Origin of the sequence: Paenibacillus alba, assembly GCF_013204855.1 — a bacterium.
GTDB classification, from domain to species: domain Bacteria; phylum Bacillota; class Bacilli; order Paenibacillales; family NBRC-103111; genus Paenibacillus_E; species Paenibacillus_E alba.
In genome coordinates this window covers 531,505-551,860 of record NZ_JABMKZ010000002.1, presented here as the reverse complement: position 1 = coordinate 551,860, position 20,356 = coordinate 531,505, and the positions used below count along the sequence as shown (strand labels likewise).

Genomic DNA, 20,356 nt, shown 5'->3' with positions numbered 1-20,356 from the left:
CCGCTAGAGCTCTAGAACGATGGATGCCGCTTGAGCGCGAACTTTTGTGGAATTTGATGACTGGAGCTAGCTAGTGAGGCCGCAAGAGTCAACTGCTATCTGAACTGCTGGCTATCTATTCGATAATGTTTCTGGCGTTTCGTCGATATTTTTGTATGTATCACAGAAAAAGCGTTTCATAGAAACCTATTATTCAGCTAGGCGATTTATAGTATTTTTATATATACAAAATTAAAAAACATACCTAAAAATTACTTCACAAGCGAACGTATATTTGGTATAATAAAATAAGAACAAATGTTCCTTATGGTGGTGAAGAAATGAAATTGTGGCAGGAATTTGTTGATATGGATTTGAGTATTTTTCTGACAGAAGAAGATTGTGAGAAATACTTGTTGAGTTTGCGATGGGCCAATGGATTTTGTTGTCCTCGTTGTGATTATCATGAAGCTTTTCATATTCGTTCTCGCAGATTGTTGGAATGTAAGGAGTGCAGGATGCAGATTTCTTTAACGGCTGGGACGATCATGCATAAATCCAAGCTTTCGCTGCTTCTATGGTTCCGGGCTATCCAATTATTAGTTCAATCCGATCATCGTTATTCGGCCACGTCATTGTCGCAAATTCTTGGAATTAATTATAGAAGCGCTCAATTATTATTGAAAAAAATATATTTTGCTTTTGTTAGTGAAGAAAACTGGAAAAACTCGTTTCGGAAAATGGAAGCTTCCAATTCCGCTACAAGGTTGGATACAGTTGCGAATCATCAGGATGAACATTCGAGCATACCGATTGATAAATGGGATTTAGTCTCTTGTATGGCGTCTAAAGTAAGCCGGCTTCATGAAAAAATAACCTTTAAGAAAGTAACTCCTAAACTTTATTTGGGTTATGCTTTTCATGCACACAAATTCGAAAGTGGCATGTCTTGTCCCTATTCTTTTAATAAATGGTTTAAAAAGTTTGTTTCAATCCATTTATATCGTAGCTTTTTTAAATGTTATCAAATTACTGGATAGGAACATTCATAAATTGACCGTGCTCCTTTTTTCAGGCATGATGTAGTAACAGAATGCTTGATATTTATAAATTAAGGGGAAGCGGAACTATGAAAAAGACTTTGCAAATTCCCATTCATTTCTATCGGAAGTTTCTTTCTCCGTTGAAGCCGCCAACTTGTCGATTCTATCCTACTTGCTCGCAATATGCGCTGGAAGCTCTTGAGGTTCACGGTGCCCTGAAGGGATCATGGCTATCTGTGAAACGGATATGCAAGTGTCATCCCTTTCATCCAGGCGGGGTTGATCATGTGCCGGCAGCCAAAGCGGAAAAATTAACTCATAACGATCAGTCTGCTTGACATGGTATGTTTCTTTTCGATATATTTGGCTTAAGATGTTATATATGCTTCGATGAACGGATAAGTACAAATGGATGCCTATGAACAGAGAGCCGGGTTAGGTGAAAGCCGGTATAGGAGAAAGTTTGGAAGATGGTCCCGGAGAATAAGCCTTCGAGCTTCCCAATGTGTTCGCAAAACAACACACATTATGGGAGTGAGCTGGCTTCGTGTCCCAGCGTTAATGGGCAAGTCGTAAAGACTTACTGAGCCCCGAGCTTGTGAAAGGCGGGGGAACCTGGGTGGTACCGCGTGAGTTCAACTCTCGTCCCAAGATGGATGAGGGTTTTTTGTGTTTTCTACTAATCGCTAGGAGGAATGATTATGTCAACAAAAGCTAAAACGTTTTACATTACTACGCCGATTTATTATCCGAGTGATAAGCTTCATATCGGGCATGCTTACTCTACGGTAGCTGGCGATGCGATGGCTCGATATAAGCGATTGCGCGGCTTTGATGTAAGGTATTTAACGGGCACGGATGAGCATGGTCAAAAGATCGAACGAAAAGCTCAGGAAAAAGGGACTACCCCTCAGCAATTTGTAGATGAGATTGTGGCAGGTATTAAAGTGCTATGGGGAAAATTAGATATTTCTTATGATGATTTTATTCGGACAACGGAAGATCGTCATAAAGTTGCTGTTAGTCAAATTTTCCAACAATTGCTGGATCAAGGTGATATTTACTTAGGTGAATATGAAGGCTGGTATTGTATTCCTGATGAATCTTTCTTTCCGGAAAGCAAGCTGGTTGATGGGAAATGTCCGGATTGTGGGCGTCCTGTCGAGAAGATGAAAGAGCAAACTTATTTCTTCCGGATGAGTAAGTATGCGGACCGACTGGTGCAGTATTATGAAGAAAATCCGGAATTCATTCACCCGGAGTCTCGTAAAAATGAGATGTTGAATAATTTTATTAAGCCAGGTCTCGAAGATTTGGCGGTATCTCGGACGACTTTTGATTGGGGCATTAAGGTTCCTGGTGATCCCAAGCATGTGATTTATGTGTGGATAGATGCTTTGTCTAATTATATTACGGCTCTAGGCTATGGATCAGACGATGCGAGTAATTTTGAGAAGTACTGGCCTGCTGATGTGCATTTAATGAGTAAGGAGATTGTTCGTTTCCACACGATTTATTGGCCGATTATGTTGATGGCTCTTGATTTACCGTTGCCTAAGAAGGTTTTTGCCCATGGCTGGCTTCTAATGAAGGATGGCAAGATGTCGAAGTCCAAAGGCAATGTCGTAGATCCGGTTACGTTGATAGATCGTTATGGCTTGGACGCACTGCGCTATTATTTGATGCGCGAGGTTCCTTTTGGTGCAGACGGTACGTTCACACCGGAAAGTTTTGTGGAGCGAGTCAATCATGATCTCGCGAATGATTTGGGGAATCTTTTGAACCGTACGATCGTGATGATAGATAAGTATTTTGAAGGCAAGATTCCCGCTTATGTTGCTGGGGCTACCGAGTTTGATGAAAGTCTCTTGGAGACTGTTCAGTTGACGGTAGCGAAGTACGAGGAAGCGATGGAGAAGATGGAATTCTCCATCGCGTTATCGGCCGTGTGGCAGCTTATTAGCCGCACGAACAAATATATCGACGAGACGCAGCCGTGGTCGATGGTGAAGGATGAAGCCAAACGTGAAACTCTTGGCTCTGTTATGTATGTGCTGGCTGAATCCCAGCGCATATCGTCTGTGCTGCTGCGTCCATTTTTGACGAAGACGCCGCAATTGATCTGGCAGCAGCTTGGATTAGCTGTTGAAGATCTGCCACGCTTGACGGAGTGGGACAGCGTCCAATCCTTCGGACATCTCCCAGCAGGCACGATTGTGCAGAAGGGAGATCCGATGTTCCCAAGACTCGACGTGGAGGCGGAAGTGGCTTTCATCGTCGAGGCCATGGGCGGCGCTTCGTCCAGCGCCGCAGAAGTGCAAGAGGCAGCACCTGCGCCTGCCGCAGCTGCTAGTACGGTGCCTGCGCCGGAGCCAAAGGACGAAATCGGGATTGACGATTTCGCTAAGGTGGAGCTGCGCGTAGCACAAGTCATATCGGCGGAGCCTGTGAAGGGCGCCGATAAGCTTCTAAAGCTGCAGCTCGACCTTGGGTACGAGCAGCGTCAGGTTGTTTCGGGCATTGCGAAGTTTTATTCGCCCGAGGAGCTGGCTGGACGCAAAGTTATTTGCGTTACGAATTTGAAGCCCGCCAAGCTGCGCGGCGAGCTGTCTCAAGGTATGATTCTCGCCGCTTCACATGGCGATCAGCTGACGCTTGCCACTGTTCCTGACTCGATGCCAAACGGTGCGATCGTCAAATAAAGGCAAGGAACGACAAGCCTCCAATCCCACGGATAACGTGGGGCTGGAGGCTTTCTTTTGTTTGTGAATGGGTTCCTAGGCAAGTGGGGAATCCTAAAGGAAACTAACAACGGAGTGAAGCAGATGAAGATACGATTTATAGTGAAAATTATCGTTGTTTTTGGTCTGGCTTTTCTTTTAACAGCCTGCACGCTATTTGGCAAAGGATCAGATAAGCAAAAAGAGGATACTTCTCAGCAGAAACAAGGGAAATCGAAGGCGCAAAGCACCAAGCAGGATGACAGTGTTATTAATCAAGAGTTGAAGAAACAATATCAGATGTATAATGAAATTATCGAATATAAGACTCAGCAGGAGAAGAAACTGATTAAACAGTCAGAAGAACGCTACAAGAAATTAAAAGAGGAAAGCAACAAGCCTGAAAAGTCGAGTTCGGATAAGAAGGGTGACAATCAGGAGTCGGGGACTGATGGTGAACAAGATAAGTGAACGAATGTGGGGAAAAAGTGGGGCTATGCTGTGAACATCCGCAGTTAGTCCTTTTATTTTGCGCCTAGATGTATTGACTTCGGGTAGGGGGATTCGTATAATCAATTCGTTAATAAAAATAATTACGATTTAGAATGTGAGTGGAGAGATATGGGGATGGCAAACAAGAGATTTTTTTATATAGTTGTTTTCGCTTTTTTAGCGATTGTGGCGACAGGTTGTGCCAGTGATTCGAGTACGAAGGCTAAGCTGGTGGACGGTAAGGTTAATGTAGTTGCCAGCTTTTACCCCTTGTATGAGTTTACTCGTACTATTGGCGGTGAGTATGTGAATGCGATCAATCTTGTTCCAGCGGGTGTAGAGCCGCATGATTGGTCCCCAAAGAGCCGCGATATTAAAAATATGACGAAATCCCAAGTGTTTGTCTATCAAGGAGCAGGTTTCGAAGGATGGGTGAAAGATTTCCTTGGCAGTCTGCCCGCAGATTCAACTTTGAAAGTTGTAGAAGCAAGCAAAGGGGCCAATTTAATCAAAACCTCCGAAAATAAAGAAGAATTTGATCCGCATGCCTGGTTAAGCCCGTTAAATGCGATAAAAATGGCTAATAATATTAAAGAGGCTCTCATTAATGCTGACCCTGCACATAAAGAAGCATTCGAGCAAAATTATGCTAGTTATGCTCAACAACTGACGGATCTAGATGCTCGTTACAAAAAAGAGCTTGCATCAACCAAGAAGAAAGAGATTGCGGTATCTCATCAGGCTTTTGCGTATTTATGCCGAGATTATGGTTTGACTCAGATGTCGATTATGGGATTGTCCCCAGACGCTGAGCCGACTGCCCAGGATTTGAAGAAAATGAATGAATACATGAAAGAACATGAATTGAAATATATATTCTTTGAAGAGCTTGTTTCTGATAAGTTGGCAAAAACGTTAGCAAAGGATGCTAAGGTGGATACCATGGTTCTAAGTCCAATTGAGGGTCTGACAGACGAGCAAGTGAAGGCAGGCGAAAGTTATATTTCGATCATGGACAAAAATTTGAAAAACTTGGTGAAGGCTTTACAATAAAGGAAGAGTAGTTTTGGAGTCATTCCATAATGAAGGAGTCAGGAGTTAATAGATGGAGATTAGTCAAAAAGAATTTTGTCATCGCAGTATCGTGTCTATGGATGATGTGTCATTCTCCTATGAACATAAGAAAGTGATAGATAAGCTGCGTTTCGATGTGCTCGAACGCGATTTTGTTGGCGTTATAGGCTCCAATGGTGCGGGCAAAACAACGCTGCTCAAAATGCTTGTCGGTTTGTTGAAGCCAACAGCTGGTGAGATCAGGTTGTTTGATCGGCCCTTAAGCCAATTCAAGGATTGGGAACGCATTGGGTATGTTCCCCAGAAAAATGCGTTTAATCCCCTGTTTCCGGCTACGGTGAGAGAAATTGTGCTGTCGGGGATGTACACCAAAAAACGGGTATATCGCCGCCTGTCCAAGGTCGATCTTCAAAAAGCCGAAGATGCGATGCTCGCCATGCGCATCGAAGACTTGGCTGACCGTCGCATTGGTCAGCTGTCGGGTGGACAGCAGCAACGCGCTTTCCTTGCGCGCGCGATCGTGAACAATCCAGAGCTCCTTATACTCGATGAGCCGACGGTTGGGATTGATGCAGAGACGCAAGTCGGATTCTTCCGAATGATCCGACATATGCATCAGCATCACCATATGACTTTCATCATGGTCTCCCATGATATGGACATGATGCAGTCTTATTTAGGAACAGAGCCGCAGCAGGTAAGCGGCGGCATTAAGTTTTATGTCAAGCATACCCATGATCCCGAGGATTGCCGTGAGACGAATTTGACTCATTCAATCGGCCAAATTCGCGAGATGATCGGAGTTCAGTAAGGAGCGGGCATTTTGGACATTTTCACGGAGTACTTTTTTCAGCGTGCTTTAATTGGCGGAATTTTAATTGGGCTTGCGGCGCCTTTGATGGGCGTTTTTCTTGTCCTAAGGCGATTGTCGATGATTGGTGATACGCTTGCACATGTATCCATCGCTGGTGTAGCCCTCGGCTTTCTAATTAACGTCTATCCGTTAGGCGTTGGACTTGTATTTGCATTGCTAGCTTCATTCGCCATTGAACGCTTGCGCAAAGCGTACAAGACGTATGCAGAGCTGTCTATTGCTATTATTATGTCAGGAGGCGTGGCGCTGGCTACGCTGCTATTTACCCTAGGCAAGGGCTTTAACATGAATGTGATGAGTTATTTGTTTGGCAGCATTTATACGCTCGACAGCACAGATCTATGGGTTGTACTTGGTGTATGCGTGCTTGTAGTTGGCATCATTGCGGCGCATTTTAAAGAGTTTTTTCTTATGTTCTTTGATGAGGACGCAGCGAGTGTAAGTGGACTTCCACTCAAATATTATAATATGATGATTACAATGCTTACCGCGCTAGTCATTTCGGTTGCTATTAAGATTGTGGGGGCACTACTGGTTTCATCTTTATTAACGATTCCGGTTGCCTGCAGTTTATTAATCGCTCGAAGCTTTAAACATTCGGTCTTTTTAGCGATTCTCTTTTCTGAAATTGCCGTTGTTATTGGACTTGTTGTCGCGGGAGTGTGGGACCTGGCTCCAGGCGGTACGGTTGTTCTTACGCTTATTGCTATGCTGGTCGGGATCATTCTGAAAAGAGGATTGAGGATTTAACATGGACTCTGTTAATATTTGGATCGCATTATGGGCAGGAATCGCATCCTTCATATCACCTTGCTGCTTGCCTTTGTATCCCTCTTATCTTTCTTACATAACGGGAATTTCAGTTAGCGAGTTGAAATCAGGAGAAACGACTTCTCGCGTTCGCCGACAAACGATGCTGCATACGTTAAGTTTTATCGTTGGATTTTCGATCATTTTTTATACGTTGGGGTTAACGGCTGGTTTCTTGGGGAATTTCTTCTTTGATTATCGTGATTTGCTTAGACAAATTGCTGCCCTTTTAATTTTCATTATGGGATTGTTTCTGCTTGGTATCTTTCAGCCTCAATGGTTAATGAAGGAACGAAAATTAAATATCAATTTTCGTCCCGCAGGCTATTTGGGATCCATTCTTGTTGGGATGGGGTTTGCAGCAGGTTGGTCACCTTGTGTGGGACCGATTCTTTCCGCCATTCTTGCACTGGCGACGACAGAACCTGGAACGTGGTTCCAGCTTACAACGGCTTATTCGCTTGGGTTTGCGATTCCGTTCTTTGTCCTTTCATTTTTCATCGGTTCGACCAAATGGATTCTGAAATACTCCAATCTGATTATGAAAATTGGCGGGGGCTTAATGATTTTGATCGCCATTCTTCTCTATACAGGCAAAATGACGCAAATCACGCTTTGGCTGAACTCCATAACGCCGGCTTGGATGAAATTTTAAGCTACGTAAAATATTCAATTTTGGCTTGAGGGAATTTATCAAAGATCTGTTCAGTGATGAATTCTCTCAAGGCATTTGCTTGTTCATCGGGATATACATATTTGCCTCTTCCATACTTACCCCATTTGTATTTACGTTTTTCTTCGTCCATCTCCAATTTCGTTTTTGGATATCTTTTTTCAATGATATTTTTGGCCGTTCGCGTGAAACGATGTTGGATCATTTCGAAAGTCAAATCAGCGGCAGCTTCGGCAGGCAGCTCTTTGTAGAGCCGTTCCAGCAAGGTTGCATACCCATCTTCCCAGCCTTCATGCCAAATAATCGGCGCAATGATGAAACCGAGCGGATAGCCTGCATGGGCTACTTTACCTGCGGCTTCGATACGTTCATGAAATTTGGAGGTGCCGGGCTCAAAATTCTTGATGACATAATCCGCGTTTACGCTAAAACGAAAACGGGTGTGTTTGTTATGTTTGGCATCGAGAAGGGGATCCACATGATGATACTTGGTTACAAAGCGCAAGCGGCCGTGCTCCTGCTGACCCATGAACTCAATTAATTCTTTTAAGGAACCGGAGATATGCTCCAATCCCACAGGATCAGACGTGCAGGCTGCTTCGAAACGTGTGATTTCCGGTTCCCGTTCTTCAATATATTGCTTGGCGGCTCCAAGGATATCGTCCATGTTGACATAGACACGAATGTAGGGCTTGGCTCCCATTGTGGTTTGAAGATAGCAATAATGACAATGTCCCATACAGCCAGTGGCAATAGGGATTGCGTACTCAGCGGATGGTTTGGACGTCTCGAATTTGAGTGTTTTGCGGAGGCCGACGACAAGCGTGCGTTTGGCAATTTTATATTTCTCGAGCTCAGAGTCGCCGGGCAAATCCCGAATTTGGTTATGAGAGGTTGTCATATGAATCTCAAGACCTTGCTGTTTAGCCCATTCATAGATCCGCTGGCCTTTGGGATAATTCATCGCATCCGGTTCAAAATAGACAAGCTCGGGGACAAAAACAGAAGTGGCAGGCACAGGTCTTGTGAGCAGTTCAGTCGCCATGTTTGTCTCCTTTCAACGTATCGAGATTAGAATTAACGGTGTTCCTTAGTGTGCCAAACCGAGGAGACGATGAACCATGGGATATTTGACCGCATCTGGGTTGATGCATTATGATAAGTAAGCAGTTGACAGGAAATAAAGCAAAAGCAGGGGGAAATAAAGCAATGGCTACACCTAGCATGGAAGACTATCTGGAGAGAATATACAAGCTCATTGACGAGAAAGGCTACGCTCGTGTCTCCGACATTGCTGAAGGACTAGAGGTGCACCCCTCATCCGTGACAAAAATGATTCAAAAGCTGGACAAGGATCATTATTTGATTTACGAAAAATACCGTGGACTTATGTTAACTCCCAAAGGGAAGAAGATGGGGAAACGTTTAGTTGACCGTCATCTGCTTCTGGAAAATTTCTTAACCGTTATTGGTGTCCAAGAGGACAATATATATAAGGATGTAGAAGGCATTGAACATCATCTGAGTTGGGATTCCATCACTTGTATTGAAACGCTGCTCGAATATTTCCGCAGGGACCCGAATCGGATGGAAGACCTTGCGAATATTCGCAAAGAGATCGACGCTGATAGTTAGACAGAGACCGTGACAACGGTGCTCTGTCTTTTTTTTGTGGGTATAGAAACAAACCGCCTCTGCATACATAACAAAGTAGGCCCTAAGCGCGACGACAGGGAGTGGTGTAAGTTGATCATTAATGGTGTGTTTGAAGGTGGAGGCGTGAAAGGGATTGCTCTTGCAGGCGGAGTCAGTGCGGCTATGGAACAGGGACTCGTCTTCAACGAAGTGGCAGGTACAAGCTCAGGCTCGATTGTAGCGGCTTTTCTGGCCGCGGGCTATACCGGAGAAGAGATGAAGGAATTAATCCTAAGAGCGCCCTTTAAATCGTTTATGCAGCGTTCCCCCATTTTTAATACCAAAATTATCGGACCCGCGGCACGTTTGTTAATCAAAAAAGGCCTATACGCTGGAGAAGCGCTCGAATATTGGGTGGAGCAGCAGCTTGCCGCAAAGGGGATTCGGACCTTTGGCGATTTGAAGCCGAACCAGCTGCGTGTTATTGCCTCTGACATTACGCAAGGCAAACTGCTTATTCTACCGGATGATATCGCCCAGTATGGGATCGATCCGCGCAAGTTTTCGATTGCCAAAGCGGTGCGGATGAGCACAAGCATCCCTTACTTTTTTGACCCTGTGAGGATTCGGCGCAAAATAAAAAGCTTCGGGAAGGCGACGCCATTCACCGAGCAATTTTATTATATTGTAGATGGCGGCTTGCTAAGTAACTATCCGTTATGGGTTTTCGATAAGGATACGGACCGCGATGAGATCATTCCTGTGATTGGCTTTCAACTGGTCGGGAAAAGCGACACGCATACCCGGAAAATTAAAGGGCCGATCACCATGCTCGAGGCGCTTTTTGGCACGATGTTGAGCGCCCATGACGAGCGTTATATTGAACAGAAAAACCGTTTCCGAACAGTAAAAATCCCCACACTGGGTGTGGGGAATACGCAGTTCAACTTATCGAAAGAAAAAAGTATGCTGCTCTACGAATCAGGATTCAAAGCTTCCAACGAATATTTCAACAAATGGTCGGCTGAAATTTATGAAGAAAACTATACGAAGTACGTTCTGGAATAGTGCGCCTAGTGATATTTCGGGTAATCGTCCGGTTCGGAATCCTTAGTTCCGTTAATGACACGAAATTTGGCATTTTTCCTTTTGACTTTAGATGGGCCTCGGCCTGTAGAAAACTTTCTCCAGCGAGATGGCGGAAACTTATAAAGGAGAAAGATGATCCCTAGCACGAGTATCGGAATGAATAAGGCTCGTAAACTTACCAATAAACCAATGGCAATCAAAATCGCGATGGCGATTTCGATAGGGGAAAATTTTCTTCTCATACCCGTCCCTCCGTAATTCGTTGTTCCGCTTCACGCATGCGGTTGAATGACGCAATCGACACTTCGACTTGATGGTCTTCCGGTTCTTTGGTCGTTAGTAGTTGAAGCCAAAGTCCCGGGTAACCGAGGTAGCGAAGAACTGGGACTTCTCGAAGTGAATTCGTGAATCGCAAGACTTCATAGGATACGCCAATTACAACAGGAAGCAGCAGCAAACGTTGCAGAATACGCTCTACATACCCATCGTAATGGAGGAAAGAGTAAATCACGACACCGATTAATACGGTGAACACGATGAAGCTGCTGCCGCAGCGATAGTGCAGCGTGTTGAATTTCTGTACGTTGCTTACCGTCAGCTCGACGCCGGCTTCATAAGCGCTGATGACTTTGTGCTCCGCTCCATGATATTGGAACAAGCGGCGAATCATAGGTGTAAGGGATATAAAGTAAATATATCCAACCAATAAAATGATTTTGATAACACCTTCTATAAGATTATGAAGAATCTGATTGCTAAATACATTTTGAAACAAAAACTGTTCAATAACTGCTGGTACCAGCGTGAAAACGAATTTCCCGAATAAAAAGGAAATGACACCGACTACGGCAACGCCGAGAATCATCGAAATATTAGAAAAGAAGCCTGGTTTCTCTTCTTTCTGGGCATTTTTATCGTTGTCACCTTCTTGTTCAGCAAAGGATTCAGCCGAGAAGTTCAAATGCTGTGCACCTTTCGCGCTGGATTCGATAATGCCTACAATACCACGAATAAATGGTATTTTTTTGAGCGATTGAACCCACGGAATTACTTTCTTCGGCACTTCCAAGTAATCCAGGGAGCCATCCTTTTTGCGCACGGCGGTTACATGCACATTTTTTCCTGCGAACATGACGCCTTCGATGACGGCTTGTCCTCCGTATATACTGTTTTGTTCTGCCATGAGTTCCACCTTCTTATCCTTCTCGAATTCGGTTTAGTCTACTTTCTTATTGTAACGGATTCACAGGTTGAATGCTACCGATACCAGTAGAACATACTATTCATACCTAAGGAAAGACAGGGAACTTCTGCAGAGAGAGGAAGAGACAGGAACATGGAGGCAAGGAATGAACAGAAAATTAAAACAAATCGGTGGCTGTATACCATTTATATTGGGTTTTTCGCAGGGTTTATTTGGGGCGCACTCAAAATTGTTGAACAATATTTGAAGTTTACGCACATTGTCATTGGCTTTCTTGTCGAGCCTTTTTTCAGGCACGAGTTTCTGGTAACTTGGCAGGGGGTTCTGGTAGGTTGGGGATTTTTTACACTGTTTTCGATCATCGCCGCCTTCCTCTACATGGTGACCATGTGGAAACTGCAAGGGCCTTGGTGGGGAATGGGGTATGGAGCTTTCTGGTGGGCGGCGATCTATTTACTCATTGGGCCGCTCGCGGGCATGACCTACTGGATCAATAAGCTGGACATAAACACCATCATAAGTGATTTCTGTTTGTTCGTGCTTTGGGGAATGTTTATTGGATACTCGATTGCCATCGAATACACAGACACTAGCACGAGCAAGAGAGAAGCTATACACAAGACATGAAAGTTATGGTAAAATATCAAGGGTCAAATAGGATGCAATCATCATCCTGACAGAACATGCTGGGGAGTGATTTCCTGTTGAAAAAGGTTCTTGTCCTTAATGGGCCCAACTTAAATATGCTGGGCGTGCGTGAGCCCGGTGTTTATGGAACGTCATCCCTTCCCGTTATTATTCAAAGTTTAACTGAGATAGCAGAGGGACTTTCGGTTGAGCTGGAAAGCTTTCAATCGAATCATGAAGGCGATATAATTGATAAAATTCATGAAGCTTTTGGCACGAAAGACGGCATTCTGATCAACCCAGGCGCATTTACGCATTATAGCTATGCGATCCGTGATGCGTTAGCCGCCGTACAATTGCCAACGATTGAAGTTCATCTATCGAACATTCATAAACGCGAGGAATTTCGCCATCATTCCGTTATTGCGCCGGTAGTCATCGGCCAGATTTGCGGGCTTGGCCCACAAGGATATGAATTAGGCTTGCGAGCTTTATTATCCCATATGCAAGGATGAACGACTTTTCTTATAAATAAGAAAGATGGGTGATTTGGATGCAGGAGAAACGTATTGAACGCCTTCGCAAAGTTTTGGAGCAGCAAAATTTACCGGCACTACTGATCACAAACGCATATAACCGTACATATGTATCTGGTTTCACTGGTTCTTCCGGTTATGTTCTTATTACGTTAGACCGTGCTATCTTGCTAACTGATTTCCGGTATATGACTCAAGCGCCGCAGCAAGCAAAAAGCTTTGAAGTTGTAGAGCATAAGCCGAAGGCCATCGAAACCGTCCGCGAGCTATTGCAGCAGCAAGGCATTACGAAGGTTGGCTTCGAGCAAGCGGATGTGACGTACGGCGACTTTCTTGGCTTCCAAGCAGGCTTGTCGGGAATCGAATTAGTGCCAACCTCACGTGCTGTTGAGTCAATTCGAATCGTCAAAGATGACGCAGAACTGCAAGTTATGCAAGAAGCCGCTGACTTAGCGGATCAAACGTTCTCGCATATTCTGTCTTTCATCAAGCCTGGCGTGAAAGAGAAGGATATCGCGCTTGAGATTGAGATGTTTATTCGCAAAAATGGCGGAACATCAACTTCATTCGAAACGATCGTTGCTTCCGGTGAACGTTCTGCGCTTCCGCATGGTAAAGCGAGCGATCGCGTGCTACAATTAAACGAGTTTGTCAAATTGGATTTTGGAGCGTATTATAAAGGATATTGCTCTGACATCACTAGAACAGTTATGCTTGGAAAGCCGACAGACAAACATAAAGAGATTTATGATATTGTGCTTGAGGCTCAATTGAATTGTCTAGCCAACCTGAAACCGGGGATTACGGGCAGAGAAGGCGATGCTTTTGCACGAGATGTCATCGTGAAACATGGCTATGGCGATTATTTCGGTCACGGTACCGGACATGGATTAGGTATGGAGGTTCACGAATCTCCGCGCTTGTCGAAAACCGAAGATATGATTTTAACACCTGGTATGGTGGTTACCGTTGAACCCGGCATTTATCTCCCTGACTTTGGTGGAGTTCGAATTGAGGACGATGCAGTAATTACTGACACCGGCATTAAAATACTTACACATTCTACCAAAGATTTTCTTATTATTGACTAGCGGAGGGATTTACAAGTGATATCAGTTAACGATTTCAAAACAGGTCTTACGATTACAGTAGAGCACGATATTTTTACCGTTCTGGATTTCCAACACGTGAAGCCAGGTAAAGGCGCAGCATTCGTGCGCTCCAAGCTTAAAAACCTGCGCAACGGAAACACAGTTGAACGTACGTTCCGCGCTGGCGAGAACGTTGGCCGCGCACACATCGACAACCGTGAAGTGCAATTCCTTTATTCAGGCGGCGATGAATTTACGTTCATGGATACAGAAACTTACGATCAGTTCGCTCTTTCCCGCGAGCAATTGAAATGGGAACTGAACTTCCTGCTCGAAAACATGAACATCAAAATTTTGAGCTACCAAGGTGAAATCCTCGGGATTAACCTGCCGAAAAGCGTTGATTTGAAAGTTGTTGAAACGGAGCCGGGCATCAAAGGCAACACGGCACAAGGCGCTCTCAAAAGTGCAAAAGTGGAAACAGGACTTTCCGTTCAAGTTCCGCTTTTCATCAACGAAGGCGATGTTCTTACTGTAGATACGGAAGATGGCAGATACATCTCTCGCGCACAGTCTTAATTAGGACAAGCCTCTCTGACTCGGATGAGTTAGGGAGGCTTTTTTGATGTATCAAGTATTTCTTACCACAGCTGTACAGTTTTATGCTATAATATTGAATTGTTATGCACTAGTATGCGTTAGGAGTGGGTCAGCTTTGTCTCTAATCGTGATGAAATTTGGCGGTAGCTCTGTCGGTGATGCGGAGCGAATGAAACGTGTTGCAAAAAGGATTGTTGAGCGAAAACAAGCAGGACATAGCTGCGTCGTTGTCGTTTCGGCGATGGGTGATACAACAGATGATTTGATTGACTTGTCTAAGCAAATTTACGATGGAGCCCCACCGGCTCGTGAAATGGATATGCTGTTAACGACAGGGGAGCAGGTATCTGTCGCATTATTGTCTATGGCGATACATAATTTAGGCGAGCAGGCTGTTTCTTATACCGGCTGGCAAAGCGGGATTTATACCGAAGCTGTTCACGGCAAAGCGAGAATATCCGATATTCAGCCACAGCGCGTTCTGAACGCGATTGAACAGGGCAACGTCGTTATCGTAGCCGGGTTCCAAGGTATGACAGAAGCAGGTGAGATTACGACACTTGGCCGCGGCGGTTCTGATACGACAGCTGTAGCACTTGCTGCAGCAATTAAAGCTGATCTTTGCGAGATTTACACGGATGTTGACGGGATTTATTCCACAGATCCGCGTATCGTGAAAGTAGCCAGAAAGCTGAATGAAATTTCCTATGATGAAATGCTGGAGCTGGCTAATTTAGGGGCTGCCGTTCTTCACCCTAGGGCTGTAGAATATGCCAAAAACTACAACGTAACCCTTGTGGTGCGTTCAAGCTTTACTAACAATGAAGGTACCAACGTGAAGGAGGAAGCAGTGATGGAGCAAGGAATCGTCGTTCGCGGCATCGCTTATGATAAGAATGTGGCAAGAATTAGTATTCTAGGTGTTCCTGAGAAACCGGGTCAACTAGCTAAAGTTTTCATTTCACTTGCTGAAGTGCAAATTGATGTCGACATTATCGTGCAAAGCGGTGTGATTAACGGTTCCGCTGATTTCTCTTTCACAACGACACTTGCCGATCGCGAGCGGGCATTGGCTGTTATCGAGCAAATTCGCGGCGAAATTGGGTACCGTGAAGTGACTTCCGAAGTGAATCTCGTGAAGGTGTCGATTGTTGGCGCTGGTATGGTAAGTACGCCAGGTGTAGCAGCAACGATGTTTAAAGTGATTTCCGATCTCGGAATTTCGATTTCACTCGTCAGCACGTCCGAAATCAAAATGTCTTGCGTCATTGACAACTCGAACTTAACGGATGTTATCAGCGCCTTGCACACGGCCTATGGCTTGGACACAACGGAGCAAGCCTTCGTGGGTGGACCGGAAGATCGCAGATAATCGAAATCTTATCTGATTTTATCCGAAATAAAGTAAGCGAGCTTCAATAAGAAGGCTGTTATGCCGGCTGCCATCAAGGGGCCAACCGGAATGCCGCGCAGGAAGACTATACCGAAGATGGAACCGATAACAAGACCCACAATTAATTGTGGGTCTATTTTTAGCAGCTCCAAACCTTTGCCGTTCATATAAGTTGCAATAGCTCCGCCCAGCAATGCAATAATGCCAGGCCAAGTCGTGAAGACAGAAAGGATATCCTTCATGGAGATTCGTTCGCTGGCAAAGGGCACGAGTACGCCAATTGTAAGGAACAGCAAGCCTAGCTCCAAGCCTCTTCGTTCCATAGTAGGGAAGAAGCGATCTAATCCGATGAGTTTAACCGCAAGCAGAAGGCAAGCTGCAGTTGTGATAATAGGAGAACGGCCGATAAGTCCAATAATAATTAGAATTACTAACAGTAAATCGCCATTCATAGACATTACCCCTCACCCAAATAACTTCCATCCTAGTTTATGAGGAGGGCTTGTATTTAGAACGCTGAGCGGGTTAGGCTTCGTGGCAGCAGCACAAGCTGATCGCGCTCCAGAATAGGGACTCGATTCGCTACGTTTGGTCTGGAACATTGGATCAGATCGTCATGGAAACCGGATTTACTCATTTTTTTGCCATTTGCAGAGGCAAGAATGGCCTCATATAAGGCATCTTTGCTTTGGAGATAACAACCTCGCATCGCTAGCCCAAAATCATTGGTCAGGATATTTCTTTCCCCCAGCTCATTAGCCAGCTCCTCCAGAATAAGTCCGGCACAGAGCCCATCTTCTAATGAAAAAACATCCTGTGTGCCAGCGCATAAGATGACCGTATCCCTTTTCAAATCAACGGCAGCCTGCGCACATGCACGGCTGTTTAATAATGCGCCCGCCAAGATGTGGTCAGCTTTCATCGCTTTCTGAATCCCGCGGGTTCCATTCGTTGTCGTCAGAATGATCCGCTTCCCATGAACAGACTCCCTGGTGTATTCCGAAGGAGAATTTCCTAAATCGAAGCCGGGAATTTTTTTGCAGAATCGTTCTCCCCCCAGTAAATCGCCCTCTTGATATTGTTCTTTGGCTTTCAGCACGGTTTCTACAGGAACAATGCCTTTGCTGCCGTTAATGAGCGCGGTGATGATCGTGCTAGTTGCACGTAAAACATCAACGACGATGACGGTTTTATGAAGAAAATCGTCACTTCTCGCTTCGCCGATGTTGGCGACAACCTCGATATGCATCTTCTAATCCTTTCTGGTACCTAAGGACAACGTATCGGAACGCAGCCCTCTTCGCAATGCTTCCAGTGCGATCAATTCATCCGGTGAGATATTTCCCAAGTGGATCTCTGGTCCTAGCATGCTGATCAAATGCACCTGTTGACTTTTGAGCGGCGCTTCCCATAAGAGCTTCTGCCCGTTCACGGCCGAAAGCACCTGTTGCAATTCTTCGTCTTTGCATTTTCCTGAATGATCAAAAATCCCAACGCCTACGCCCGATTCCCGCGCTTCAATCGTCACTAAGGTCGCTCCGATTTCCGTGTCGATCATGACGGTTTCAATAAGCTCCTCTAATTCAATGGTGGAACCCCAGCCTTTTTTACCGTATTCGGTGATGACCTCCAACCCCTCTTCCAGGCCTCTGGCGATAAGCTCGCTTCTCGTTGTTCGGTCAATATCGATGGTACCGTTGGAAATTTCAACGCCGTTAAAGCCAAGTGCGATAATCATATCGAAAAAGGAGTCTACTGCTTGCTGAGTCAAGGCAACTTCTAGGAAGGTGCCGCCCGGATAAATGCAAATCCCACTTTCCTTAGCCAAGCTTATTTTGCTTCTCAGCACCTCTTGCGGATAGAGGGGAGATGTTCCAAAGCCTATTTTGATCATGTCCAAATGGCTGCTGGATGTGCTTAGCAAATCTTGAAAAGCAAACATGCCTAATCCTTTATCCATCACCATGGTTTTGCCCAACGTCCTTGGTTTGGCCTGCCTTTGTCCTGTGGGGTCGGCCAGAACGGGGTTCCAATTTAAATAAGAGGTCACTTTCATCGGTACTTCTCCTCACTGTCCTTTGAAGGATCAATTATGTGTACAGCATATGCATCTGGATAAATGGTGGTGCCCAGCATGCCTAAAATGAGACGAGCCCGCATAAGGTAGGGTAAAAAGAGTGAGCTGCAGTTGATCCTGTTCGAAGTTACATTCGAGTGCTCCACAATCTTATAAAAACCTTCAGACTCCATTGCAAAACGGTTCCTTTTATTGAATTGGCCTTTGGGTGGAAGGAACCGTTTTGCAAAAGTCGCTTCCGGCCTTTTATAAGACTGCTCCGCTAGTAACGATGTCCAGGTTCAAAAGAGCTGTTTCTTTTTAAAGGAGGTAGTAAAAAGAAATGAACAAAATTGTCCTAACGATGGCCTCGCTGAGGATGATGTCGGGAAGTATTGAGATTATTGCCGCTATTCTCATGTTGAGGCTGGCAACGGTGGAGAAGGCGCTTCTAGTGAACTCTGGGCTGGCTCTAGTAGGTCCTCTAGTACTATTAGCGACAACTACCATTGGTTTGGTAGGAATCGCTGAGAAGCTCTCCTATGGCAAGATGTTGTGGGTGATTGCGGGTGTAAGCTGTCTATTTATTGGTATTTTAAAAAAGTAATCGGTCATATTTCTTTCTATTAAGCATAGAAATGAATATAGAAGACTGGACAACTTGGAGGGATGTCAGCCTATGCTCAGATCAATCTTGCCACTGCTCCCCCAAACTCTCCGCTTTCTGTTAACTGAATTGCCAGATGCAGTACAAGCTAGTGTTGAGGAAATAAGGGTGAGAGAGTCTCGGCCCCTCGAGATTAGCTGGGGAGAGCGCTATGCTTTTCTGGATGAGCGGGGGCAGATGGTAACGCAGGAAGCTATGGCTTATAAGCCAACCCGTCAGGATTGTCTGTCTTTGCTGGAAATGCTAACGAATCATTCGTTATACACGTTTGAGGAAGAGCTCCGGCGAGGGTATATCACCATAGTCGGCGGCCATCGTGTAGGACTAGCAGGGCGCACCGTGTTGGAACAAGGACATGTCCGGCAAATTCGTGATGTGAGCTCTTTCAACATTCGGATTGCGCGTGAGTTGCCGGGGGTCGGTCAGGCGCTGCTGCCGCAGCTGTATGATCCGCTTCTGAGGAGTGTTCATCACACGCTTATCATATCGCCGCCGCAGCAAGGGAAAACGACCTTGATTCGGGATTTGGCTCGTTTGATAAGCCGTGGAGAGTGGGGAATAGGCGCTATCGCAGCATCCGGCAAGAAAGTGGGGGTTGTGGATGAGCGATCAGAGCTGGCCGCGTGTGTCAAAGGGGTACCCCGATTCGATCTTGGGCCGCGCACCGATGTGATGGATGGATGCCCGAAGGCGGAAGGCATGATGATGATGATTCGGTCTTTGTCACCGGATGTGCTGATTGTGGATGAGATCGGGCGCCCCGAAGATGCTCAAGCTATTCACGAGGCTGTCCATACAGGGATTCGGGTTGTAGCGACTGCGCATGGATCGGACTACGAGGATGTGCGAATGCGTCCGGTTCTAAAGCAGCTTTTGGAAGAAGGGGTGTTTGCTAGGTATGTCATCCTGCAGCGAAGAAAGGGAGCGCCGTCTTCCTACCGCGTTATGGATCGTTACGGCAAAGCAGTAGATTCCATTCCTGTTAGCAGAGGAGGATGAAGGATGCTTAAATTCGTTGGCGGGGTTCTGATCATAAGTGCGGCCACCTTATTTGGTTTCCTGAAGGCAGCTCATTATGTGAGGCGTCCCAAACAGATTAGAGCGATGATTAGCGCTTTGGGACGAATGGAGACGGAAATCACCTATGCGCTCACCCCCCTTCCGGAAGCCTTCCTATCGCTTAGCAAACAGGTGGCTGATCCTGTCTCTTCCTTGTTTCGCATAACCGCAGAACGGCTGGCGGCAAGTGACGGCATCTCGACCCGTGAAATCTGGCAGATGAGTGTGAAGGATGTCTGGACGCGAACTTCTATGAAACAAGCTGAACAAGAAGTGGTGCTTCAACTGGGTGGTGTACTGGGCCTATCAGATCGAAGCGATCAGATCAAACATCTGCGACTGGCCATGAGTCAGCTTCAAACCGAAGAATCCGAGTCCAGAGAAGAGCAGCGCCGTTACGAGAAAATGTGGAAAAGCCTTGGAGTCCTAATCGGCGCATTGATCGTGATTTTGATGTATTAAGGGTAACAAGGGAAATGCCGAGGTGGCAAACGCTCCTTGTGAACAGAGTGAGGTGCCTGGAATGAATGTAGATGTGAATGCCATTTTCCAGATCGCCGGCATCGGTATCATCATCGCGATGATCCATTCGGTGCTCAAGCAAATGGGCAAAGAGGATATGGCTCACTGGGTTACGGTCATTGGCTTCGTGGTCGTTCTTTTTATGGTCGTCAGTATGCTCGATCATTTGTTCAAAGAAATCAAAACGATTTTCCTATTCCAATGAGGTGGGC

At 45.5% G+C, this 20,356-nt stretch carries 25 protein-coding genes; 19 read left to right on the top strand and 6 right to left on the bottom strand.

The features are described from left to right. Positions 1–320: 320 nt before the first annotated feature. The 8 genes from HQN90_RS02785 to HQN90_RS02750 all read left to right on the top strand — a co-directional run bounded on the left by HQN90_RS02785 (position 321) and on the right by HQN90_RS02750 (position 7,647). Positions 321–1,019, top strand: a complete 699-nt coding sequence (locus tag HQN90_RS02785; RefSeq protein ID WP_173216167.1) for a transposase — start codon at positions 321–323, stop codon at positions 1,017–1,019. A gap of 89 nt (positions 1,020–1,108) precedes the next feature. Beyond that, a complete protein-coding gene (yidD, locus tag HQN90_RS02780) occupies positions 1,109–1,360 on the top strand; it encodes a membrane protein insertion efficiency factor YidD (RefSeq protein WP_173216163.1) in 252 nt (83 codons plus the stop codon). Between the two features lie 363 nt (positions 1,361–1,723). Beyond that, positions 1,724–3,724, top strand: a complete 2,001-nt coding sequence (metG, locus tag HQN90_RS02775; protein ID WP_173216161.1) for a methionine--tRNA ligase — start codon at positions 1,724–1,726, stop codon at positions 3,722–3,724. A gap of 123 nt (positions 3,725–3,847) precedes the next feature. Further along, entirely contained in the window at positions 3,848–4,213 is a 366-nt protein-coding gene (locus tag HQN90_RS02770) for a hypothetical protein (protein ID WP_173216159.1), read from the top strand. 156 nt (positions 4,214–4,369) lie between these two features. Next, on the top strand, positions 4,370–5,287 hold the full coding sequence (locus HQN90_RS02765; RefSeq protein ID WP_246362008.1) for a metal ABC transporter substrate-binding protein: 918 nt from the start codon (positions 4,370–4,372) through the stop codon (positions 5,285–5,287). A 52-nt stretch (positions 5,288–5,339) separates the two neighbouring features. Continuing rightward, positions 5,340–6,119, top strand: coding sequence for a metal ABC transporter ATP-binding protein (locus tag HQN90_RS02760; RefSeq protein ID WP_079409522.1), 780 nt, complete (start codon positions 5,340–5,342; stop codon positions 6,117–6,119). A gap of 12 nt (positions 6,120–6,131) precedes the next feature. Then, on the top strand, positions 6,132–6,932 hold the full coding sequence (locus HQN90_RS02755) for a metal ABC transporter permease (RefSeq protein WP_173216156.1): 801 nt from the start codon (positions 6,132–6,134) through the stop codon (positions 6,930–6,932). 1 nt (position 6,933) lies between these two features. Further along, complete coding sequence (locus HQN90_RS02750; RefSeq protein WP_173216154.1) at positions 6,934–7,647, top strand: cytochrome c biogenesis CcdA family protein; 714 nt, start codon at positions 6,934–6,936, stop codon at positions 7,645–7,647. Between the two features lies 1 nt (position 7,648). Here the strand turns inward: HQN90_RS02750 and splB are convergent, their stop codons facing one another. Continuing rightward, complete coding sequence (gene splB, locus HQN90_RS02745) at positions 7,649–8,710, bottom strand: spore photoproduct lyase (protein WP_173216153.1); 1,062 nt, start codon at positions 8,708–8,710, stop codon at positions 7,649–7,651. A gap of 164 nt (positions 8,711–8,874) precedes the next feature. Here splB and mntR point away from each other — a divergent pair, with 164 nt between their 5' ends. Both mntR and HQN90_RS02735 read left to right on the top strand, forming a co-directional pair. Then, a complete protein-coding gene (gene mntR, locus HQN90_RS02740) occupies positions 8,875–9,300 on the top strand; it encodes a transcriptional regulator MntR (RefSeq protein WP_173216151.1) in 426 nt (141 codons plus the stop codon). 111 nt (positions 9,301–9,411) lie between these two features. After that, positions 9,412–10,368 (top strand): patatin-like phospholipase family protein, encoded by a 957-nt coding sequence (locus HQN90_RS02735; protein WP_173216149.1) that lies wholly within the window; start codon positions 9,412–9,414, stop codon positions 10,366–10,368. 5 nt (positions 10,369–10,373) lie between these two features. On the opposite strand, the gene HQN90_RS02730 is transcribed toward HQN90_RS02735, so the two are convergent. Then, complete coding sequence (locus HQN90_RS02730; RefSeq protein ID WP_079409528.1) at positions 10,374–10,631, bottom strand: hypothetical protein; 258 nt, start codon at positions 10,629–10,631, stop codon at positions 10,374–10,376. Then, entirely contained in the window at positions 10,628–11,572 is a 945-nt protein-coding gene (locus HQN90_RS02725; RefSeq protein WP_079409529.1) for a DUF1385 domain-containing protein, read from the bottom strand. Before HQN90_RS02725 ends, HQN90_RS02730 begins: the two co-directional genes overlap by 4 nt. A 153-nt stretch (positions 11,573–11,725) precedes the next feature. On the opposite strand from HQN90_RS02725, the gene HQN90_RS02720 reads away from it, so the two are divergent. From HQN90_RS02720 to HQN90_RS02700, 5 genes are all read left to right on the top strand, one after another. Beyond that, complete coding sequence (locus HQN90_RS02720; protein ID WP_173216147.1) at positions 11,726–12,220, top strand: YqhR family membrane protein; 495 nt, start codon at positions 11,726–11,728, stop codon at positions 12,218–12,220. 77 nt (positions 12,221–12,297) lie between these two features. Continuing rightward, entirely contained in the window at positions 12,298–12,735 is a 438-nt protein-coding gene (aroQ, locus tag HQN90_RS02715; protein WP_173216145.1) for a type II 3-dehydroquinate dehydratase, read from the top strand. A gap of 38 nt (positions 12,736–12,773) precedes the next feature. Beyond that, on the top strand, positions 12,774–13,847 hold the full coding sequence (locus HQN90_RS02710; protein ID WP_173216143.1) for a M24 family metallopeptidase: 1,074 nt from the start codon (positions 12,774–12,776) through the stop codon (positions 13,845–13,847). A 15-nt stretch (positions 13,848–13,862) separates the two neighbouring features. Then, on the top strand, positions 13,863–14,426 hold the full coding sequence (gene efp / locus HQN90_RS02705) for an elongation factor P (protein ID WP_079409532.1): 564 nt from the start codon (positions 13,863–13,865) through the stop codon (positions 14,424–14,426). Positions 14,427–14,562: 136 nt separating this feature from the next. Then, entirely contained in the window at positions 14,563–15,819 is a 1,257-nt protein-coding gene (locus HQN90_RS02700; protein ID WP_079409533.1) for an aspartate kinase, read from the top strand. A gap of 8 nt (positions 15,820–15,827) precedes the next feature. Here the strand turns inward: HQN90_RS02700 and HQN90_RS02695 are convergent, their stop codons facing one another. Genes HQN90_RS02695 through comA form a run of 3 tightly spaced genes read right to left on the bottom strand, consistent with a single transcriptional unit; the run spans position 15,828 to position 17,896 of the window. Next, positions 15,828–16,292, bottom strand: coding sequence for a DUF441 domain-containing protein (locus HQN90_RS02695; RefSeq protein WP_079409534.1), 465 nt, complete (start codon positions 16,290–16,292; stop codon positions 15,828–15,830). Between the two features lie 56 nt (positions 16,293–16,348). After that, entirely contained in the window at positions 16,349–17,089 is a 741-nt protein-coding gene (locus HQN90_RS02690; protein WP_173216141.1) for a 2-phosphosulfolactate phosphatase, read from the bottom strand. Between the two features lie 3 nt (positions 17,090–17,092). Beyond that, on the bottom strand, positions 17,093–17,896 hold the full coding sequence (comA, locus tag HQN90_RS02685; RefSeq protein WP_173216139.1) for a phosphosulfolactate synthase: 804 nt from the start codon (positions 17,894–17,896) through the stop codon (positions 17,093–17,095). A 343-nt stretch (positions 17,897–18,239) separates the two neighbouring features. Here comA and HQN90_RS02680 point away from each other — a divergent pair, with 343 nt between their 5' ends. The 4 genes from HQN90_RS02680 (at position 18,240) to spoIIIAC (ending at position 20,349) form a co-directional block, all read left to right on the top strand. Beyond that, positions 18,240–18,503, top strand: coding sequence for a YqhV family protein (locus HQN90_RS02680; RefSeq protein WP_079409538.1), 264 nt, complete (start codon positions 18,240–18,242; stop codon positions 18,501–18,503). Positions 18,504–18,575: 72 nt separating this feature from the next. Further along, positions 18,576–19,562 carry a stage III sporulation protein AA gene (gene spoIIIAA, locus HQN90_RS02675; protein ID WP_173216137.1) on the top strand — a complete coding sequence of 329 codons (987 nt, stop codon included), beginning with the start codon at positions 18,576–18,578 and terminating at the stop codon, positions 19,560–19,562. Between the two features lie 3 nt (positions 19,563–19,565). After that, entirely contained in the window at positions 19,566–20,084 is a 519-nt protein-coding gene (gene spoIIIAB, locus HQN90_RS02670) for a stage III sporulation protein SpoIIIAB (protein WP_173216135.1), read from the top strand. A 61-nt stretch (positions 20,085–20,145) separates the two neighbouring features. Continuing rightward, positions 20,146–20,349, top strand: coding sequence for a stage III sporulation protein AC (spoIIIAC, locus tag HQN90_RS02665; RefSeq protein WP_029197158.1), 204 nt, complete (start codon positions 20,146–20,148; stop codon positions 20,347–20,349). Positions 20,350–20,356: the final 7 nt, after the last annotated feature.

Coding starts and splice junctions, on each gene's coding strand:
- HQN90_RS02785 (WP_173216167.1), top strand. CDS start 321: ATGAAATTGTGGCAGGAATTTGTTGATATGGATTTGAGTATTTTTCTG.
- yidD (WP_173216163.1), top strand. CDS start 1,109: ATGAAAAAGACTTTGCAAATTCCCATTCATTTCTATCGGAAGTTTCTT.
- metG (WP_173216161.1), top strand. CDS start 1,724: ATGTCAACAAAAGCTAAAACGTTTTACATTACTACGCCGATTTATTAT.
- HQN90_RS02770 (WP_173216159.1), top strand. CDS start 3,848: ATGAAGATACGATTTATAGTGAAAATTATCGTTGTTTTTGGTCTGGCT.
- HQN90_RS02765 (WP_246362008.1), top strand. CDS start 4,370: ATGGCAAACAAGAGATTTTTTTATATAGTTGTTTTCGCTTTTTTAGCG.
- HQN90_RS02760 (WP_079409522.1), top strand. CDS start 5,340: ATGGAGATTAGTCAAAAAGAATTTTGTCATCGCAGTATCGTGTCTATG.
- HQN90_RS02750 (WP_173216154.1), top strand. CDS start 6,934: ATGGACTCTGTTAATATTTGGATCGCATTATGGGCAGGAATCGCATCC.
- splB (WP_173216153.1), bottom strand. CDS start 8,710: ATGGCGACTGAACTGCTCACAAGACCTGTGCCTGCCACTTCTGTTTTT.
- mntR (WP_173216151.1), top strand. CDS start 8,875: ATGGCTACACCTAGCATGGAAGACTATCTGGAGAGAATATACAAGCTC.
- HQN90_RS02730 (WP_079409528.1), bottom strand. CDS start 10,631: ATGAGAAGAAAATTTTCCCCTATCGAAATCGCCATCGCGATTTTGATT.
- HQN90_RS02725 (WP_079409529.1), bottom strand. CDS start 11,572: ATGGCAGAACAAAACAGTATATACGGAGGACAAGCCGTCATCGAAGGC.
- HQN90_RS02720 (WP_173216147.1), top strand. CDS start 11,726: ATGGAGGCAAGGAATGAACAGAAAATTAAAACAAATCGGTGGCTGTAT.
- HQN90_RS02710 (WP_173216143.1), top strand. CDS start 12,774: ATGCAGGAGAAACGTATTGAACGCCTTCGCAAAGTTTTGGAGCAGCAA.
- HQN90_RS02695 (WP_079409534.1), bottom strand. CDS start 16,292: ATGAATGGCGATTTACTGTTAGTAATTCTAATTATTATTGGACTTATC.
- HQN90_RS02690 (WP_173216141.1), bottom strand. CDS start 17,089: ATGCATATCGAGGTTGTCGCCAACATCGGCGAAGCGAGAAGTGACGAT.
- comA (WP_173216139.1), bottom strand. CDS start 17,896: ATGAAAGTGACCTCTTATTTAAATTGGAACCCCGTTCTGGCCGACCCC.
- HQN90_RS02680 (WP_079409538.1), top strand. CDS start 18,240: ATGAACAAAATTGTCCTAACGATGGCCTCGCTGAGGATGATGTCGGGA.
- spoIIIAA (WP_173216137.1), top strand. CDS start 18,576: ATGCTCAGATCAATCTTGCCACTGCTCCCCCAAACTCTCCGCTTTCTG.
- spoIIIAB (WP_173216135.1), top strand. CDS start 19,566: ATGCTTAAATTCGTTGGCGGGGTTCTGATCATAAGTGCGGCCACCTTA.
- spoIIIAC (WP_029197158.1), top strand. CDS start 20,146: ATGAATGTAGATGTGAATGCCATTTTCCAGATCGCCGGCATCGGTATC.